Below are 18,018 nucleotides of genomic sequence, written 5' to 3' on the forward strand. Positions count from 1 at the left end.
CCGGTCACACCGGCTCGGGTGCGCGCCTCAGCTCGGGGACGAGGGCCAGCAGGCCCAGCACCGGCAGCACGGCGAGCAGAGCCAGCGAGGCCGGGATCCCGACCACCTCGCCGAGGCCGCCCACCATCGCGGACCCGACGGAGCCGCCGACCAGGAACAGCAGCGTCGCCACGCCCAGGGCCACGCCGCGCACGTCAAGCGCCACGGATTCCCCGACCGCCGCCATCAGCGCCGGCTGGCCGAGCCCGAAGGCCACCGTCACCAGGGACACGGCCACCGCGAGGACGGCCGGCGCGACGAGCCAGGTGCCGAGTGCGGCCAGCAGCAGCGCGGTCGTCGCGACCACCCCGGCCAGCCCGAGCGAGACGGCCGGACCGACCCGGTCGAGGAGCGTCCCGGCGGCCCTCGGCATCGCCATCGCCAGCACCGCGCTGGGCACGAGCAGCAGCCCCACCTGCCACGCCTCCCAGCCCTCGTGCACGAGGACGGCCGGTACGGCGACCAGGTGCGCGAACCACGCGGCCGGGACGGCCGCAGCCGCGAGCGAGCTGCGCACGACCGTGGCGTCGCGGATCACCGAGGCGGGCAGGAAGCCGTGCGGGCGACGACGCACCCGCCAGGCGACCGCGGGGACGCCCAGCAGGACCAGGACTCCGCCGAGCGCGGCGATGAGCACGCCCGTGGCCGGCGACTGGACGACCAGCACCAGGCCGGCGGCCGTCGCGGCGACCAGCACGGCGCCGAGGACGTCGAGACCGGCCCCGGAGCCCTCAGGGCTCAGCGCCCGCCACAGGAACGGCAGGACCAGCACGCCGAGGATCGGCAGGGCCATGACGAAGCGCCAGCCGAGCGCGTGCTCCACCACGCCGCCGATCAGCGGACCCAGGCAGCTCACCGCGGCGGCCATGCCGGCCAGCCGGCCCATCGCCACGTCGCGCACCTGACCGTCGTACCGCTTGCTCAGGACGGCGACGCCCAGCGTCGGGACGGCGGCGGCGCCGGCGCCCTGGAGGAGCCGGCCCAGGAGGAGCACCTCGAACGTCGGCGCGAACGCCGCGACCAGCGCGCCGGAGGTCATCAGGCCGATGCCGACCAGCAGCGGGATCCGCACCCCGACCAGGTCCGAGACCCGGCCGTAGACGGCGGTGGTCACCGCGAGCATCAGGACGTAGAGGCTGATCGTCCAGGTGGCGTCGCCGACGCCGACCCCGAGGTCGGAGCCCAGCAGCGGCAGCGCCATCGCCGCCGACGACGAGCCCATGCCGGCCACGCCGAACAGCGCCCCGAGCAGCAGGGAGACGCGCCGAGAGTCGTCCGAGGTCATGTCCTCGCCCAACAGCCCGGGGGGAGCCGACATTCCCTCCGACGCTCCCGGCGACTAGCTCGTCGGCGAGGCGCAGGCCCCGTCGGTGGCCTGCAGCCGGCGCTCCAGCTCGGAGAGCGTGTCACCGACCTCGCTCGGGGTGTCGGTCCGCAGCCCGAGCCGCAGGTCCCAGGTCGCGGCGTGCGAGTCGGCGAATGAGCGGATCAGCTCCCGGTCCCGAGGGGTGGTGTCACCTGTGTTCCACAGGGTCTCGATGACCGCCTGGACGTCGACTAGCCAGCGATCGATCGCCTCGTCGAGGGCGTCCGGGTCCTCGACGTGGGCATCGACGAGCTCGGCCCGCGCGGCGGCGGCGGCTTCGGCGGCGTCCTCGGACTCGGCGATCGCGGCGGTCAGGGAGGCCCGGTTCTCGTCCCAGCTCTCGCAGGCCGCGACCAGGCGGCGCTCGTCCGCGCCGCTTCGCCACCACAGGGTGCCGGCCACGGCCAGGACGACCGCGAGCGCTGCGAGGAGGAGCAGGGCGCGCCGGCCAGGGCGCAGCGCGTCGTACCCCATGCAGTGCCCTCCCGACGTCCCCCAGTGGTCCTCCAGTGATGCCCTGGGCGACACCGGTCAAACGTCAGGTGCCTAGCGGCCGAACGCCGGCCGCTCCTTGGCCAGGAACGCCCGCACACCCTCGGCGAAGTCCGGCCCGGTGTAGACCTCGCGCAGCACCTCCGCGTCGCCCTCGGGGCTCGCCTCGAGACGCCGCGCCCGGTCGAGCAGCTGGTGCTTGGTGGCGCGCACGGTCACCGGCGACAGCGCCAGCACCCCCTCGACGAGCGTGGCCAGCTCGGCGTCCAGCGCCTCGGTGTCGGCGGCCACCGACATGACCGCGCCGACGGCGTACGCGCGCTCCGCGTCGACCAGCCGCGCCGCCAGCAGCATCTCCCGGGTCAGCGACTCCCCGAACACCGCGGCGCAGCGGTAGACGATCGAGCCGGCCAGCGCGTTGCCGAGCGTGCGCGCGATCGGGTACCCGAACCGGCTGCCGGCCGTCGCGATCCTCAGGTCGCAGTGGGTCGCCACCGCCAGCCCGCCGCCGACGCATACGCCCGACACGGCCGCCACGGTCACCTGCGGCAGCGCGTGCAGCGACTCCAGCAGCTCGCGGATCCAGTCCTCGTAGGCCACCGCGTCGGCCTCGAGGAAGTCGGAGATCTCGTTGCCGGCCGCGAAGGCCCGCCCACCCGCGCCACGCAGCACCAGCACCCGCACCGACGTGTCGTCGCGCAGCTCGGCGCACAGCTCCCGCATCCCCGCGTACATCTCCCGCGTGAACGCGTTGTGCCGCTGCGGCCGGTTGAACGTCACCTCCACGACCCCGTCGGTACGCCGTACCTCCAGCTCCTCACCCATGCCGCGGAGCCTAGGGCCTCCCCCACCCCCACGGCAGTCGAGGTGCGCCGAGCGCGAGCCCCACGGTGGTTGAGGTGCGACGAGCGCCAGCGAGGAGCCTCGAAACCACCGCGCGAGAGGGGCCCTTCGGTGGTTGAGGTGCGAGGGCCGCCGGGCCCGAGCCCCGAAACCACCCCCGCGACACGCTCCCCTCCACAGCCCACCTCGAGCCGCGGGCGCACAGAGGTCACCGCGGCCGAACCTATGGCCATGCCCCACACCTACATCGTGCGCTGCGACGACGGCAGCTACTACGTCGGCAGCACCTGGGACCTCGAGGCGCGACTCTGGCAGCACAACCACGAAGGCGGCGCGGCCTACACGCGCAGCCGGCGGCCCGTGGTGCTGGTCTGGAACGCCGAGTTCGACTCCATCGAGCAGGCCTTCGCCTACGAGAAGCAGGTCCAGGGCTGGAGCCGGGCCAAGCGCGAGGCGCTGATCCGCGGCGACTTCGACGCCCTCCCCGACCTCGCCCGCCGTCCGTCAGCCCGCAGACCGGCGAGCGAATAGAGCGCGGCGCGGGAGACGGGTGGTTTCGAGGCTCGCTTCGCTCGCACCTCAACCACCGTGCAGCCCCACGGTGGTTGAGGTGCGAGGGCCGCTAGGCCCGAGCCTCGAAACCACCCGGGCGCTCGACGAGCCAGCGCGCGAGGAGGGTGCCGTCGTGCTCGAGGAGGGTGTGCAGGCTCAGGGGGACGTCGAGGGCCGGCGCGGCCACGATGCGGGGGTGGTCGCCGCCGACCAGGCGCGGTACGACGGTCGTCGTCAGCTCGTCCACGACGCCCTGCGCGAGCAACGCACCCAGCAGGGACGGCCCGCCCTCGGAGAGCAGGTCGACCAGGCCGCGGGCGACGAGCGTCTGCTTGAGCAGCGCCAGGTCGACCCGGTCGTCGCCGAGCGTCAGGACGTGGTCGTGGCCCAGGACGTCGCGCGCCTCGCCCAGCCCGGGAGCCGTGGCGGTCGTCGCCAGCAGCACCGAGCCCGCCGGCGCCCCCCGCAGCCCTTCGGGTACGTCGCCGCGCCGGCTGACCAGCACGATCGGCGTGTCCGCCGGCCGGTAGCCCTCGATGCGCGCGGTTCCGGCGCCGACCACGATCGCGTCGGCCAGGGCGCGCAGCGTGTCGAAGACCTGCTTGTCGGCGGCGTTGTTGATGGAGCCGCTCTTGCCCGACTCCCCCGTGGCCGCGCCGTCCACGGTCGACACCATGTTGACCCGCAGCCACGGGGTTCGCGGCGCGGCGTAGATCCGCGTGAGGTCGTCGGTCTCCGGGCCGACGAGCACCCTCATCGCCACATCCCGTCCATGCGCATGACCCAGTACTGCACGCCGTACGGGTCGTCGTCGTAGTCCACACGCACCGAGTCCGGGTCGACCTCGATCTCCCGGCCGAGCCACACGAGGGCGGCCACGTCGGCCCAGAGCTCGCGGGCGAGGCGCTCGTCGACGTCGCCGGTCCGGCCGGCCAACAGCGCCGCCCGCAGCCCCTCGTCGAAGCCGGCGGCACGCTCGTCCAGGTGACCCGGCGCCTTCTCCGAGCGCGTGGCGCTCCCGTTGGCCACCACGAGCACGCTGCCGGGATGCTCCCGCGTCAGGTCCACCGCGACGCCGGCCTCCTCCGCGAGGCACCGAGCGACGTTCAGTCCCTGCAGGGACCCGTGCACGCCGAAGCCCGGCCCGAGCCAGCGCACCGCGTCCAGGCACGCGGCCCGCAGGTCGGCGACCGGGTCCTCGATCCCGCGGTACGACGGCAGCAGGGCCGGCACGCCGGGCACCAGCGCCACGCGCACCGGCGCGCCGCTCACTGCAGCCCCCGGATCGCCCGGCGGGGCGGGCGCCGGCCGGCGATCGTCCACACCATGTCCACCGTCTGCCGGGTCTCGACCACCTCGTGCACGCGGTAGAGGCGCGCGCCGGCGAGGGCGCAGACGGCGGTGGCCGCCAGCGTGCCCGTGAGGCGCTCGCCGACCGGGAGCCCCAGGGTCTCGCCCACGAAGTCCTTGTTGGACAGCGAGACGAGCACCGGCCAGCCGGTCGCGACCATCTCGCCCAGTCGCCGGGTCAGCTCCAGGGAGTGGAAGGTGTTCTTCCCGAAGTCGTGGGCCGGGTCGATGACGATCGACTCCCGGGCGACACCGGCGGCCAGGGCACGCTCGGCGTAGGCGGTGGTGTCGTCGATCGCGGCGCGCACGACGTCGTCGTACTCGACGCGGTAGGGGCGCGTGCGCGGGGTCGCGCCGCCGGTGTGGGTGCAGATGAGGCCGGCGCCGAACTCGGCGGCCGCGTCGACCAGCTCGGGGTCCGCACCGCCCCAGGCGTCGTTGAGGACGTCCGCTCCGGCTTCGCAGGCGGCCCGGCCGACCTCGGCCCGCCAGGTGTCGACGGAGATCACCAGGCCCGGGAAGCTCTCCCGCACGCGGGCGACGAAGTCCACCACCCGTGCCTTCTCCTCGGCGGCATCGATCTCGACGCCGGGCGCGGCCTTGATGCCCCCGATGTCGACGATCTCGGCGCCCTGCTCGACCACGAGCCGGACCCGCTCGAAGGCCTTGTCCTCCGCCCAGGTGGCGCCCCGGTCGTAGAAGGAGTCGGGGGTGCGGTTGACGATCGCCATCATCAAGGTGGCGTCGTCGGCGAAGGAATGACGTCCCAGACGCAGTGTCATGCGCTCACCGCAGGTGGCCGCTCACCGACGTGGACCACCCTCTCGATCGGCACGATCACACCCTCCTCGGAGCGGTACTGCCGCAGCTGCACGACCTGGTCCCCCTCGGTGGTCAAGGCGTGCGCCTCGACACCAGCCCGGCGCTTCGCCACGGCCGCGAGGATCTGGGTCGCCATCGCGCCGAGGTCCAGCAGCTCCTGGTGGGCGTGCGCGCGTCGCCCGAGGTCGACCTGCGCGATCGCGTCCGGCCCGCGCGCGGCGAGGGTGTCGATCAGCGCGGCGAGCTCGACGGCGTACCCGGTCGGCACCCAGAGCGTCTCGAAGAGCGAGCGCCGTACCGCCCACTCACCGGCGAGGGGCTGCACGACCCCGGCGAGCTCGGGGTACTCCAGCGCCAGCACCGGCCGCGCCACCAGCTCGGTCACGCGCCCCCCGTCGAGCGGTCCGCCCTCCCCGGCGAGCAGCGGCCGCTCGTAGAACCCCTTCACCAGCGCCACGTCCGGGACCGTCAGCAGCGGCCCCAGCAGGCCCGGCACGAAGTGGGTGTCCCAGTCGAGCAGGTCGGCGTCCATGAACACGATCACGTCGCCGGTCGTGACGAACAGCGACTTCCACATCGCCTCGCCCTTCCCGCCGACGCTGCCGAGGTCCGGGCGGATCTCCGACGAGCGATGGACGACCGCCCCGGCGTCGGTCGCCACGTCGTACGTCGCATCGGTGGAGTCGGAGTCGATCACGACCACCTCGTCCAGCAGCGCCACCGTGTCCACCAGCGCGCTGCGCACCCGGGTCACGACGTCGCCCACCGTGGCCGCCTCGTTGCGAGCCGGCACCACCAGGCTCACACGGGTCTCCCCCTTGGCGGCCAGCAGGTCGTCGAGGGACCAGTCATCCCAATGAGCGGTCCGAAGCACGCTGTGCAGGGTAGCCGTGGCCCATCCGCCCGGGCGGAGAGAGCACCGCTGGTCGGGACGCTGGCCGCGACCGTGGCGGATGGCCGCCCACGGCCACTGGGGCGTGGCAGGTTTGGCCAGCCGGCCGAGGGGCACCTACTGACCATGACGGCCCTGGAGATCTCCCTCATCGTGATGATGGTGCTGGCGCTGCGCTCGGTGGTCGACACCATTCGTCACTCGCGCTGACCCGGACGGCGCCTCGCCGATCGGCGACCTCCGCTCCTCGACCTGCTGTCACTCCCTCACGGGCGGGTCACTCGTAGCCCAGGATCTCCCGGCGCTTCTCGCCCCAGGCGAGGGCGGACGCGATCGCCTCGTCCAGGCTCAGCTCGGTGCGCCACTGGAGCAGCTCGGCGGCCTTGTCGACGTTCGCGTAGGCACCGACGGCGTCCCCGGGCCGCGGCGGCGCCTCCTTCAGCGGCACCTGCTGGCCGAAGACCCGCTCGAACGACGCCACGAGCTCGCGCACCGTCACGCCCTCGCCGGTGCCGACGTTGATGACCGTGCTGGGCGCCTCGACGGCGGCGATGACCTCGTCGAACCGCTCGATCGCGCGCACGTGGGCTCTCGCGAGGTCCCACACGTGGATGTAGTCGCGGATGCCCGTGCCGTCGCGGGTGGGGTGCTCGGTCCCGGTGATCGTGAAGGCGTCCTTCTGGCCGCGGGCGGCCATCACCAGCTGTCCGAGCACGTGCGAGGGCTCCTTGGCGTAGATCCCGGACTCGAGGCCGGGGTCGGAGCCGATCGGGTTGAAGTAGCGCAGGATGACCGCGCTGAGGTCGGTCGCGGCCGCCATGTCCTGCAGGACCTGCTCCATCATCCGCTTGGTGCGCGCGTACGGCGAGGTCGGCTCCAGCGGGTCCTCCTCGGTCACCTCGAAGTCGTCCTTGATGGCGTAGAGGGACGCCGAGGACGAGAACAGCACGCGGGTCTTGCCCAGCGTGTTGAGCTCGTCGAAGAGCTCCAGCGACTTGGCGACGTTGTCGCGGTAGTAGAGGTAGGGCAGCTCCATGGACTCGGGTACGACGATGCGCGCGGCCATGTGGATCGTCGCGTCGAGGTCGGGGTGCTCCGCGACGATGCGGCGCAGCAGGTCACGGTCGGCGACGTCGCCCTCGTAGAAGATCCGGTCGCGCACGAACGCCTTGGGGCCGGAGAGCAGCGAGTCGAGGATGACGGGCGTGTGCCCGGCCTCCTCCAGCGCCTTGGCGGTGGTCGATCCGATGTAGCCGGCGCCGCCGGTGACGAGAACCTTCATGGCCGGCAGCCTAGCGACGCACCGCGCACGGACGCGAAGACGTGACGGAGTGACGGCTCAGGGCGTTGACCCCGCGGACCTGGCTAAAGAAGTGCTCACCACCGACGGACTCCGGCACCACTCTGGCGGAAACCCGGGGTGATGCACCCCCTTAGGTGGAGCGTTCCTGCACGATCAGACTGCCCTGCCGAGCCGCGTCTCCCGTGGCGCGTGAAGCGGCCTATCGCCGCCTCACGACGGAAAACCTGGAATACGGCTACAAGCCGGGGCGGAACACGAAGTTGTTCGCGTACTCACTGGACGCGGGATCGATGGCGGTCTGATCGCGCGCGATGTCGAAGGAGTCGAACGGAAGGATCCGACCTGCCTGCATATACGCGATTCGTCGGTATCCCCAGCCGCTCAGCTGTTTGACGATCCGCTCGATTCCGCCAGGGTTGTGTCGCTCCTCGATCTCCATGAAGAGCACAGGCTGATGGCGCCGAATAGTCTCGGCGGCGCCACGCAAGAGCTCCTCCTCATGGCCCTCGACGTCGACCTTGAGAAAGCCGATGTCATCGAGGTTGTACGAGTCCAAGGTTCGCAGCTCCACAGTCACCTCGGTCGTCAACCGACCTCCACCTAGGGCGTGGAGGCTCGCCTCGCCGTTTCCGGTCTCGGGAACGTGGAGCGTCGCAGTGCCCGGAGTGTCCGAAAGCGCGACACGGTGCGCCGTCACATTGCTGGGAGCCGACGCCTTCAGCCGGTCGAAGATTGCGGGCTGCGGCTCGAAGGCATGGACATGACTTGCCGAGGTCGCGATCCAGTACGTGTAGAGACCCGCGTTGGCTCCGGCGTCCACCGCGACCTGGTCGCGAGGGACAAGGTCAGCGAGGACGCGAGCAGGCGCGTGCAGACCGAAGAGATCACGCCGGTTCTTCTCTGCCCGGAGCCGCATCGCCACCTTGGGCGAGAGAATCCTCTTCAGGGAACTGGTCACCGGTGTCATTCCTTGACCCTACCGGCGCAGGTGGCCTCAGGATCGCCCATTGCCTCGAAGACTCGGCTGATCGCGTGCAACCGTGTCCGCAAGGCCGCACGCCGGAGCAGGCTTCGGAGGACGCAAATGCTCAGCTCCCACACGATCTCGTCCTAGGACCTGCCTGCACCCTTGAATCGCAAGGACGTCCACGAGGGCCTCGCGCGGTCAACCCGTCCACTCGGCATCGGCCCGGTGCATCACGCAGTCCATTTCGAGCATCGCAGGAAAGTTCCCGCCGTTGTTCGGGAACAGCGCGCTCAAGACAAACCCGAGGTCTTCGTACGCTTTCAGCACGACATCGAAGCGCGGCGCCCCTTCATACAGCGCCTGAACCGACAGTTCACTCTGGAGCCCGACGATCCGCGAAAGCCATGGCCCGGCTCCTGCGACAACCTCCATGTCGTGGCCTTGCGTGTCCATCTTGAGGAATGCGTTCTCGAAGCCGAGGCGCTCGTGATAGGTGGACAAGACGTCGGCGGCCGTCATGAGTCGAACCTGAACTTGGCGGCTCACCCTGTTCGCCTCGCCAGTGATGTGCTCGGCGCCGCCCGCCGGCGCCATCAAAGAACTAAACTGATCGCTGTTCATGACGTTGAAAGCGGCCTCCCCCGAAGCCGAACTCAGCGCCGCTTCTTCGACGAACCAGAGGGGATCAGACTCCGCTCTCTGTCGAAGGGTCGCGGCCACCTCCGGGATGGGTTCACACGAAACGATCGCACCCGTGTAGCCCGCCCTCTCGCGCAACATGGTCGCGTACTGACCACTGTTGGCACCCACGTCGAGGACCATGTCGACGCGAAATCGTCGAAGAAAGGTGCTGAGGAACTCCTGCTCATACAAGACTCCCAGCCGCCCCGGGCGAACAACACGGGCTCCGACAACCTTTTCCATTGCGTCCGCAGCACGACGCTTCAAAGTGGCCATGTGGAGACTCTGTCATGCAGCATCTCGAGTGGCTCGAATGTCGACCAAAGTCTGACGCCGCAGTTTAGAGAAGCATGCTCCTCAGCTGCGAGGGCAGCGGCGCTATCTCTGGCGACGAGTGCCTCGCTGGCGGCATCAGATGGCCTGCACCTCACAAGCATGTGACGATCACGCGTCGGAGTCCGCGCACAACGTGAACATTCATGACGACTATGGCCTTTTGGATGCGCGAAACCCGTCCAGCCCCTAGATTGCTCTCGGGTCCATGGGGGCCCAGCTCGTGGTAACGCCGCCACTCTGCATCTACACAGTGCTCCGTTTGGAAGTCGTATGACCCTCTTGTGGGACCGCGATACAAGGCGTCAGAGGTCGGTGACCTCGCGGGCGCTGCGCTACCTTCCGACCTCCGCCTTCGCACTGGACACGACGGTCATCACCGTCGCCACCATGCTCGGGGTCCTGGGCCGCGAGCGCCTGTCTCTCTTCGCCACCAGCACCGACGTCGCCGAGCGGCTCGGGATCGTCGGCCCGCTCCTGGTCCTGGGCTGGATCGCGACGATCCTGCTGAGCGGCGGCTACGCGAAGAACGTGTTCGACGCCGGCACCGACGAGTACAGGCGCGTCGTCCAGTCCAGCTTCGTCACCGCGGGTCTGGTGGGCGTCGGGTGCTTCCTGGTGAAGTTCCCGCTCTCGCGCGGGTTCTTCCTTCTCACCTTCGCGATCGGTATCCCCGGACTGGTCCTGGGCCGACTGCTCCTGCGACGCTTCGTGCACGCGGCGCGCCGTCGTGGCTCCCTGCTTCACCGCGTCCTCATCGCCGGGTCGCCCAGCCACGTCGACGAGATCGCCGCCGTCCTCCGCCGAGAGACCTGGCTCGGCTACCAGGTGATCGGCGCCCTTACTCCCGCCCACTACCTCGACGAAGAGACGCGCCGCGGCATCCCTGTCCTGGGCAACAGCGACGACGCCACCTCGGCGGTGCTGGAGCACGAAGCCGACATCGTCTTCTTCGCCAGCGGCGCGCTGGGGTCGTCCACCCAGATGCGGCGGATCGCCTGGGACCTGGAGCACAAGGACGTCCAGGTGGTCGTCGCACCCTCGGTCATGGACGTGTCGGCCGAACGCGTCCGCATCCGTCCCGTCGGCGGCCTGCCCCTCATGCACATCGACCCACCCCGGGCCACGGACGCCTCCCGCTGGGGCAAGCGACTGTTCGACATCATCGGCTCGGCCTCCCTGATGATCCTGCTCAGCCCTGTGTTCGTGATCGCCGCCCTGAGCATCAAGCTGTACGACCGCGGGCCGGTGCTCTTCCGTCAGACGCGGGTCAGCAGACACGGTGGCGAGTTCCCATGTCTCAAGTTCCGCAGCATGGTGACGGACGCGGAAGCGCAGCTTCAGCGGCTACACGCAGCCGTCGACGCCGACCATGTGTTGTTCAAAATGCCTGAGGACCCTCGCATCACTCTCCCCGGCCGTTGGCTGCGCCGCTTCTCCATCGACGAGCTGCCTCAACTCTTCAACGTGCTGCGAGGCGAGATGAGCCTGGTCGGCCCTCGCCCGCCGCTGCCCAGCGAGGTCGCCCGCTACCAGGGTGACGTCGGCCGGCGGATGCACGTCCGCCCCGGCCTGACCGGGCTGTGGCAGGTCTCTGGGCGCTCCGACCTCTCCTGGGACGAGACGGTCCGCCTCGACCTCTACTACGTCGACAACTGGTCGATGCTCCAGGACCTCTCGATCCTGGCCAAGACGGTCGGCGCCGTCTTCAGCTCCCGCGGCGCCTACTGAGCCGGTCACTGGTGGACCGTCACTGGTGGACCGTAGGTCTCAGACAGGCGTATGCCTTGTCTGCACCCCGGTGCTGCTAGGTCACTGCCGAACTGACGCAGTCCCGCCTTGGTGAGGACCTGGCTGACAGTTGCAGGGCCTGGTGGCCCGGGACGTGCAGACCGGCCATAGGGCTTTGCACCGCGAGTGCCGCAGTGACCAACCGGCCGTCACGTCCCGGGGCCGGAGTGCTGATTCCGTGGGCTATACGGAAGGAGCACTAATCATGGAGGCTACGCCCACTTTCGCTGGGATCGACTGGTCCTGGCAGCACCACGCGTTGTGCATCGTCGATGACGATGGGCAGCGCATCGAGGAAGTCACGCTCCCGCACTCGAAGCCGGGACTGGGCAAGATCACGACCTTGCTGCGCCGTCACGGCGTGGCCCAGGTCGGGATCGAACGTGGCGACGGGCCGGTGGTCGAGCATCTGATCCGCGACGGATTCGAGGTCGTGGTGATCTCGGCGCGTCAAGTGAAGTCGCTACGTGCGCGCTACGGCAGTGCAGGCAACAAGGACGACCGGTTCGACGCGTTTGTCCTGGCCGACGCCTTACGCACCGACACCGCACGCTGGGCGGTTGTACAACCCGATACCGAGGAGACGATCGCGTTGCGGATGCTGGTGCGTTCGCGTCACGACTTGATCGATCACCGGATTGCGGTGCATAACCAGCTGTTGGCGGTGTTGCAGCACAACTTCCCCGGAGCGATCGGACTGTTCAGCCAGCTCGACATCGGTATCAGCCTGGCGTTCTTGCGCCGGTTCCCGACCGAAGCCAAGGCCGCGTGGCTGTCCCAGCTTCGAATGGCGCACTGGCTCAAGGCCAATGGCTACTGCGGTCGCCAGAGCGCGCCGATCTCGTCGACCACCTGCGCAACGCAGCCACCGGACGCGTGAGCGGCCCAGCAGCCGAAGCCAGCGAACTCGTCGTACTCACCCTGGTCGACCTGCTCAGCAAGCTCCGCGAACAGCAATCGATCCTCGAGACCCGGATCAAGGAAGCGCTCCTCGCGCACCCCGACGGCCCGATCTTCCAGTCCCTCCCACGCGCTGGAACCGTGCGCGCCGCAACCCTCCTGGCCGAGATTGGCGACTGCCGCGCCCGCTTCCCAGATGCCGCCGCGCTCGCCGCAGCCGCCGGGGTCGCACCCTCAACCAGACAGTCCGGCAAACACCTCAACGTCGCCTACCGACGCGGCTGCAACAAGACTCTCCGCGCCGCGCTCATCGACTGGGCTCAAGACACCCCGCGCGCCAACGCCTGGGCCCGCGATACCTACGACCGCGCCCGCCAGCGCGGCTGCCGCCACCCCCACGCGGCAAGGATCCTGGCCCAAGCCTGGACCAGGATCCTCTGGCGCTGCTGGCACGACCAAGTGCCCTACAACCCCGACCTACACGGCCGGCTCAGCCTCATCACCAAGGAGGCTGCTTGACATAGGGCTGTCAGCCCTCCTGACGGTCCTCGACCAGCAGGTCGAGCAGGTACGCGCCGTACCCGCTCTTCTCGAGCGGCCGGGCGAGCTCCTCGAGGCGCGCGTCGTCGATGAAGCCCATCCGCCAGGCCACCTCCTCGGGAGCGCCGATCTTGGTGTCCTGGCGCTTCTCGATCGCGCGGACGAAGTTGCTGGCGTCGTTCAGGTCGTCGAAGGTCCCGGTGTCCAGCCACGCCGAGCCGCGCGGCAGCACCTCGACCTGGAGTCGGCCCTGCTCGAGGTAGATCCGGTTGAGGTCGGTGATCTCGAGCTCGCCGCGCGCCGACGGCTCCAGCTGCTTGGCCAGCTCGACCACGCCATTGTCGTAGAAGTACAGGCCAGGCACCGCGAAGTGGCTGCGTGGCTTCTCGGGCTTCTCCTCGAGGGAGAGCGCGCGACGGTTCTCGTCGAACTCCACCACCCCGTACGCCGACGGGTCCGCCACGCGGTAGCCGAACACCGCAGCGCCGTCGATGTCGGCGAAGCGCCGCAGTTGGGTGCCCAGGCCGGCGCCGTGGAAGATGTTGTCGCCGAGGACCAGGCCCGCAGGCTCCGAGCCGAGGTGCTCCTCCCCGATGACGAACGCCTGGGCCAGGCCGTCGGGCGAGGGCTGCACCGCATAGCTGATCTCGATCCCGAACTGCGAGCCGTCGCCCAGCAGCCGCCGGAACTGCTCCGCCTCATGGGGCGTCGTGATCACCAGGATCTCCCGGATGCCCGCCAGCATCAGCGTCGACATCGGGTAGTAGATCATCGGCTTGTCGTAGATCGGCATGAGCTGCTTGCTCACGGCGTGCGTGATCGGATGCAGTCGCGACCCAGTGCCGCCGGCCAAGATGATTCCGCGCATGCGCAGACTCTAGGGTGAGGGCGTGGAACACGTACTCGTGACCGGCGGCGCCGGCTTCATCGGCTCCAACTTCGTCCATCACCTGGTGCGGGAGACCGACGCCCGGGTGACCGTGCTCGACAAGCTGACCTACGCCGCGTCGCGGGAGTCCCTAGAAGGCCTGCCGGCAGACCGGGTGGACCTCGTCGTCGGTGACGTCGCCGACGGGGAGCTGGTCGACCGCCTGGTCGCGGATGCGGACGCGGTGGTCCACTTCGCCGCGGAATCGCACAACGACAACTCACTGACCGAGCCGGGGCCGTTCATCCAGACCAACATCGTCGGGACCTTCCAGATCCTCGAGGCGGCCCGCCGCCACGACACCCGCCTGCACCACATCTCGACCGACGAGGTCTACGGCGACCTGGAGCTCGACGACCCGCAGCGCTTCACCGAGGCCACGCCGTACAACCCGAGCAGCCCCTACTCCGCCGCCAAGGCGGGCTCGGACCACCTGGTGCGCGCCTGGGTCCGGAGCTTCGGCGTCCGGGCGACCATCAGCAACTGCTCCAACAACTACGGCCCCTGGCAGCACATCGAGAAGTTCATCCCGCGCCAGATCACCAACGTGATCGACGGGGACCGCCCGAAGGTCTACGGCAACGGGACCAACGTCCGCGACTGGATCCACGCCCAGGACCACTCGGCCGCCGTGTGGCTGATCCTGCAGCAGGGTCGCATCGGCGAGACCTACCTGATCGGCGCCGACGGCGAGCGCAACAACCTGCAGGTCGTGCGCAGCATCCTCGAGTACTTCGGCCGCCCGGCCGACGACTTCGACCTGGTCACCGACCGCGCCGGCCACGACCTGCGCTACGCCATCGACTCGAGCAAGCTGCGCGACGAGCTCGGCTGGCGGCCGGTCTACTCCGACTTCGAGGGCGGCCTCGCCCGCACCATCGAGTGGTACCAGGAGCACGAGGACTGGTGGCGCCCCCACAAGCAGGCCACCGAGGCCTTCTACGCCTCCAAGGGTCAGTGACGACTCAGGTGGTTTCGAGGCTCGTCGCTGGCGCTCCTCGCACCTCCACCACCGAACCCTCAGCGCCCCACGGTGGTTGAGGTGCGAGCGAAGCGAGCCCCTACGGTGGTTGAGGTGCGAGCGAAGCGAGCCCCTACGGTGGTTGAGGTGCGAGCGAAGCGAGCCTCGAAACCACCCCGACCGCATGGAGCCCTCACATGCCTGACCTGACGATCGAGACCACCCCCATCCCCGGCCTCCTGGTCGTCCACCTGGACCTCCGCGAGGACGCCCGCGGCTTCTTCAAGGAGAACTGGCAGCGCGAGAAGATGGTCGCGCTGGGTCTCCCGGACTTCGGGCCGGTGCAGAACAACATCTCGTTCAACGCCACGCGCGGCGCCACCCGGGGCATCCACACCGAGCCGTGGGACAAGTTCGTCTCGGTGGCCAACGGGCGGATCTTCGCCGCCTGGGTCGACATGCGCGAGGGAGGCTCCTTCGGCGCCACCTTCCACGTCGAGATGGACCCATCTGTGGCCGTCTTCGTCCCCCGCGGCGTGGGCAACAGCTACCAGACGCTCGAGGACGGCGTCGCTTACAGCTACCTCGTCAACGAGCACTGGCGACCCGGCACGGCGTACCCCGCACTCAACCTCGCCGACGAGACCGCGGCGATCCCGTGGCCGATCCCGCTGGCCGAGAGCGAGATCTCCGAGAAGGACCTGCACAACCCCTTCTTCGCTGACGTCGTGCCGATGGGACCGAAGAAGACCCTGATCGTCGGCGCCCTCGGCCAGCTGGGGCGCGCTCTGCAGGCGGACTTCCCCGGGGCCGACCTGGTCGACCTCGCCGAGCTGGACCTCACCGACGCTGCGGCCGTCGCCGCGTGGCCGTGGCACGAGTACGAGCTCGTTCTCAACGCCGCCGCCTACACCGCGGTCGACGCCGCCGAGACGCCGGAGGGCCGGCGGAGCTGCTGGGCCGCCAACGCCGCGGCCCCCGCGACGCTGGCCCGGCTCTCCGAGGCCCACGGCTTCACGCTTGTGCACTTCTCCTCGGAGTACGTCTTCGACGGCACCGTGCCCGAGCACACCGAGGACGAGCCGCTCTCCCCGCTCGGGGTCTACGCCCAGACGAAGGCCGCCGGCGACCTCGCCGTCGGCACGGCCCGGCGCCACTACATCCTGCGCACCTCGTGGGTGATCGGCGAGGGCAACAACTTCGTGCGCACGATGCGCCGACTCGCCGAGCAGGGCGTCTCGCCCGACGTCGTCTCCGACCAGATCGGACGACTCACCTTCACCAGCGAGCTCTCCCGGGCCACCCGGCACCTGCTCGACACCGGAGCGCCGTACGGCACCTACCACTGCAGCAACGCCGGACCGGCCATGTCATGGGCGGACATCGCCGCTGCGGTCTACGAGCTCTCCGGGCGGTCGGCCGACGACGTGCACCCGATCACCACGGAGCAGTACGGCGCCGGGAAGTCGCTGTCGCCCCGGCCGGCCAGCAGCACCATGTCGCTCGCCAAGCTCCGCGCGACCGGCTTCGAGCCGCGCGAGCAGCTGCCCGCGCTGCGCGACTACCTCGCGGCGGACGGCCCAGCCTGACCGGCCTACCGGCGGCGCAGCCCGGCCAGAGCCGGGCGCACGTCGACCAGGAACACGATCGTCGCGATGGTGAAGGCGAGGTTCACGATCATCCCGAAGACGGGCAGCAGCTGCAGCACCACAGCCAGGCCCAGGATGATCCCCCACGCGGGCTTGGTGAGCTTGCCCGCGGCGACGTACGACTCGGACGAGTAGGTCAGCGCGGTGACCAGCGCGAAGATCTTGACAGCCAGCAGCACCAGTTGGAGCACGACGGCGATGTCACCTTGCAGTCCCATGGCCCCACCCTAGCGATTGCGCGACGAGGCCCCCGGAGCTCATACCTCCGGGGGCCTCGTGCCGCGTCAGAACAGCGTCAGCTGTCCGTCGTCGGGTGCTCTTCAGTCGCCGACCTTCTGAGCGGCGTCGGTGGCCGCCTTGGCCGCGTTGGTGGCGGTCTTCTTCGCGGCGGTGGTCGTCGCCTTGGCGCTGCTGCGGGCGGGGCCGGAGGACTTCTTGGCGGTCGTGGCGGTCTTCTTGGCCGTGGTCGACGCCTTCTTGGCGGTCGACTTGGTGGCCTTGGCGCCCTGGGTCTTGGTGGTCTTGGCCTTGGCGGTGGTGGTCTTGGCCGTGGACACGGTCGCCTTCGTGGACTCCTGGTTGCGCACGCGGGTGACCAGCTTCTCGCCGCGCTTGGCCAGGTCGGCGTAGGTGCCGGTCACCGTGGAGACGTTCTCGTTGACCGCGCTCTGCACCTTGGCGGGCAGGGTCAGGGCGTCGGCCTGCAGGGCCTCGACACGGGCCTCGACGGCCGCGCGGCGGGCCTTGGCGTCCTTGGAGAGCGCCTCGACGCGTGAGCTGACGGCGGTCAGGGCCTGGTCGCGCAGCGCCTTCGGCTCGAAGTCGAGGCCGGTGACGGTCTTCTGGTAGCCGGAGATCCTGTTCTGCACGTCGGCGACGTAGTCGCGCACGATTGCGACGGCGAGGTCGGTGGCGCCGACGCCGGCATACAGCGGCTTCGCCGCGACGGGGGGAAGCTCCAGGGTCGAGATGTCGAACTTGGCCTTGGCCATGGCGTTCTCCTTCGGTTGCGGGGTGGGGGCGTACGCGTCAGTCGTCGTCGGGGGTGCGTCCGGCGTTGAGTGCCAGGAACGACGAGTAGACGTCGAGCAGGGACTGCTTCTGACGCTCGGTGAGGCCCGCGTCGTTGAGCACCGCGAGCTCGACCGAGCCACCGACACCGTCCTCCGGGCTGAGGATCCCGGCGCGGATGTAGAGCTGTTCCGCGGAGATGCGCAGTGCCTTGGCGATCTGCTGCAGGACCTCGGCGGAGGGCTTGCGCAGACCACGTTCAATCTGGCTCAGGTAGGGGTTGGAGACGCCGGCCTGCTCGGCGAGCTGACGGAGCGAGAGTCGTGATGCGACCCGCTGCTCCTTCAGGTAGTCACCGAGGGACTCGACGGTCTTACCGACCTTTCCCTTTGCCATGACTCCATAGTGCTAACAAGAGCAAGCAAAATGCAAACTCTGGGCCGGTGACATCAGGCACAAACCCCTGTTTTAAGCGGGAATTCGGCAGGCGCCCCAGCAAGCACTGGCCCGGGTCGCGCCCCGGTCTCGACACGCTCGCTGCGCTCGCGGCTCGACCACCGAGGGGCTCGCCCCCGCCGGCGCCACGCCCTCGCTGGTC

At 69.8% G+C, this 18,018-nt stretch carries 20 protein-coding genes; 6 read left to right on the top strand and 14 right to left on the bottom strand.

Annotation, left to right across the window (positions count from 1 at the left end; all coding sequences use genetic code 11):
- Positions 1 to 4: 4 nt before the first annotated feature.
- The 3 genes from LQ940_RS17955 to LQ940_RS17965 form a co-directional block, all read right to left on the bottom strand.
- Positions 5 to 1,357 (bottom strand): MFS transporter, encoded by a 1,353-nt coding sequence (locus tag LQ940_RS17955; protein ID WP_231245149.1) that lies wholly within the window; start codon positions 1,355 to 1,357, stop codon positions 5 to 7.
- Positions 1,358 to 1,378: 21 nt separating this feature from the next.
- Complete coding sequence (locus LQ940_RS17960; protein ID WP_231245148.1) at positions 1,379 to 1,879, bottom strand: hypothetical protein; 501 nt, start codon at positions 1,877 to 1,879, stop codon at positions 1,379 to 1,381.
- 72 nt (positions 1,880 to 1,951) lie between these two features.
- Positions 1,952 to 2,722: an enoyl-CoA hydratase-related protein gene (locus LQ940_RS17965; protein ID WP_231245147.1), complete on the bottom strand. Its 771-nt coding sequence runs from the start codon at positions 2,720 to 2,722 to the stop codon at positions 1,952 to 1,954.
- Between the two features lie 249 nt (positions 2,723 to 2,971).
- Between LQ940_RS17965 and LQ940_RS17970 the strand changes: the two genes are divergently transcribed.
- Positions 2,972 to 3,271, top strand: a complete 300-nt coding sequence (locus LQ940_RS17970; RefSeq protein WP_231245146.1) for a GIY-YIG nuclease family protein — start codon at positions 2,972 to 2,974, stop codon at positions 3,269 to 3,271.
- A 91-nt stretch (positions 3,272 to 3,362) separates the two neighbouring features.
- On the opposite strand, the gene LQ940_RS17975 is transcribed toward LQ940_RS17970, so the two are convergent.
- From LQ940_RS17975 to LQ940_RS18005, 7 genes are all read right to left on the bottom strand, one after another.
- Positions 3,363 to 4,049 (bottom strand): dihydrofolate reductase family protein, encoded by a 687-nt coding sequence (locus tag LQ940_RS17975; RefSeq protein ID WP_231245145.1) that lies wholly within the window; start codon positions 4,047 to 4,049, stop codon positions 3,363 to 3,365.
- Entirely contained in the window at positions 4,046 to 4,564 is a 519-nt protein-coding gene (locus LQ940_RS17980; RefSeq protein ID WP_231245144.1) for a hypothetical protein, read from the bottom strand. Before LQ940_RS17980 ends, LQ940_RS17975 begins: the two co-directional genes overlap by 4 nt.
- On the bottom strand, positions 4,561 to 5,424 hold the full coding sequence (gene folP / locus LQ940_RS17985) for a dihydropteroate synthase (RefSeq protein ID WP_231245143.1): 864 nt from the start codon (positions 5,422 to 5,424) through the stop codon (positions 4,561 to 4,563). Before folP ends, LQ940_RS17980 begins: the two co-directional genes overlap by 4 nt.
- Positions 5,421 to 6,338 carry a glucosyl-3-phosphoglycerate synthase gene (locus LQ940_RS17990; protein ID WP_231245142.1) on the bottom strand — a complete coding sequence of 306 codons (918 nt, stop codon included), beginning with the start codon at positions 6,336 to 6,338 and terminating at the stop codon, positions 5,421 to 5,423. The genes folP and LQ940_RS17990 overlap by 4 nt, the downstream gene beginning before the upstream one ends.
- A gap of 295 nt (positions 6,339 to 6,633) precedes the next feature.
- On the bottom strand, positions 6,634 to 7,638 hold the full coding sequence (gene galE / locus LQ940_RS17995) for a UDP-glucose 4-epimerase GalE (RefSeq protein ID WP_231245141.1): 1,005 nt from the start codon (positions 7,636 to 7,638) through the stop codon (positions 6,634 to 6,636).
- 256 nt (positions 7,639 to 7,894) lie between these two features.
- Positions 7,895 to 8,626 carry an FkbM family methyltransferase gene (locus LQ940_RS18000; protein WP_231245140.1) on the bottom strand — a complete coding sequence of 244 codons (732 nt, stop codon included), beginning with the start codon at positions 8,624 to 8,626 and terminating at the stop codon, positions 7,895 to 7,897.
- 198 nt (positions 8,627 to 8,824) lie between these two features.
- On the bottom strand, positions 8,825 to 9,583 hold the full coding sequence (locus LQ940_RS18005) for an FkbM family methyltransferase (RefSeq protein WP_231245139.1): 759 nt from the start codon (positions 9,581 to 9,583) through the stop codon (positions 8,825 to 8,827).
- Between the two features lie 372 nt (positions 9,584 to 9,955).
- Here LQ940_RS18005 and LQ940_RS18010 point away from each other — a divergent pair, with 372 nt between their 5' ends.
- The 3 genes from LQ940_RS18010 to LQ940_RS21905 all read left to right on the top strand — a co-directional run bounded on the left by LQ940_RS18010 (position 9,956) and on the right by LQ940_RS21905 (position 12,850).
- Positions 9,956 to 11,371 carry a sugar transferase gene (locus LQ940_RS18010; protein ID WP_231245138.1) on the top strand — a complete coding sequence of 472 codons (1,416 nt, stop codon included), beginning with the start codon at positions 9,956 to 9,958 and terminating at the stop codon, positions 11,369 to 11,371.
- 265 nt (positions 11,372 to 11,636) lie between these two features.
- Positions 11,637 to 12,311, top strand: a complete 675-nt coding sequence (locus tag LQ940_RS21900; protein ID WP_231365044.1) for an IS110 family transposase — start codon at positions 11,637 to 11,639, stop codon at positions 12,309 to 12,311.
- A complete protein-coding gene (locus LQ940_RS21905) occupies positions 12,308 to 12,850 on the top strand; it encodes a transposase (RefSeq protein WP_269217217.1) in 543 nt (180 codons plus the stop codon). Before LQ940_RS21900 ends, LQ940_RS21905 begins: the two co-directional genes overlap by 4 nt.
- 10 nt (positions 12,851 to 12,860) lie before the next feature.
- Here LQ940_RS21905 and rfbA read toward each other — a convergent pair whose 3' ends face one another.
- On the bottom strand, positions 12,861 to 13,739 hold the full coding sequence (gene rfbA, locus LQ940_RS18025) for a glucose-1-phosphate thymidylyltransferase RfbA (protein WP_231244687.1): 879 nt from the start codon (positions 13,737 to 13,739) through the stop codon (positions 12,861 to 12,863).
- 22 nt (positions 13,740 to 13,761) lie between these two features.
- On the opposite strand from rfbA, the gene rfbB reads away from it, so the two are divergent.
- Together rfbB and LQ940_RS18035 are read left to right on the top strand one after the other, a co-directional pair.
- Positions 13,762 to 14,760: a dTDP-glucose 4,6-dehydratase gene (gene rfbB, locus LQ940_RS18030; RefSeq protein WP_231244686.1), complete on the top strand. Its 999-nt coding sequence runs from the start codon at positions 13,762 to 13,764 to the stop codon at positions 14,758 to 14,760.
- A gap of 197 nt (positions 14,761 to 14,957) precedes the next feature.
- A complete protein-coding gene (locus tag LQ940_RS18035; RefSeq protein WP_231244685.1) occupies positions 14,958 to 16,349 on the top strand; it encodes a sugar nucleotide-binding protein in 1,392 nt (463 codons plus the stop codon).
- A 5-nt stretch (positions 16,350 to 16,354) separates the two neighbouring features.
- Here the strand turns inward: LQ940_RS18035 and LQ940_RS18040 are convergent, their stop codons facing one another.
- The 3 genes from LQ940_RS18040 to LQ940_RS18050 all read right to left on the bottom strand — a co-directional run bounded on the left by LQ940_RS18040 (position 16,355) and on the right by LQ940_RS18050 (position 17,816).
- A complete protein-coding gene (locus tag LQ940_RS18040) occupies positions 16,355 to 16,627 on the bottom strand; it encodes a DUF2516 family protein (protein WP_231244684.1) in 273 nt (90 codons plus the stop codon).
- Positions 16,628 to 16,729: 102 nt separating this feature from the next.
- Entirely contained in the window at positions 16,730 to 17,401 is a 672-nt protein-coding gene (locus LQ940_RS18045) for a hypothetical protein (RefSeq protein WP_231244683.1), read from the bottom strand.
- 37 nt (positions 17,402 to 17,438) lie between these two features.
- The gene (locus tag LQ940_RS18050; protein WP_231244682.1) at positions 17,439 to 17,816 is read right to left on the bottom strand and encodes a helix-turn-helix domain-containing protein; all 378 of its coding nucleotides are present in this window, start codon (positions 17,814 to 17,816) and stop codon (positions 17,439 to 17,441) included.
- Positions 17,817 to 18,018 lie beyond the last annotated feature (202 nt).

This window comes from Nocardioides sp. cx-173, from assembly GCF_021117365.1.
Lineage (GTDB): Bacteria > Actinomycetota > Actinomycetes > Propionibacteriales > Nocardioidaceae > Nocardioides.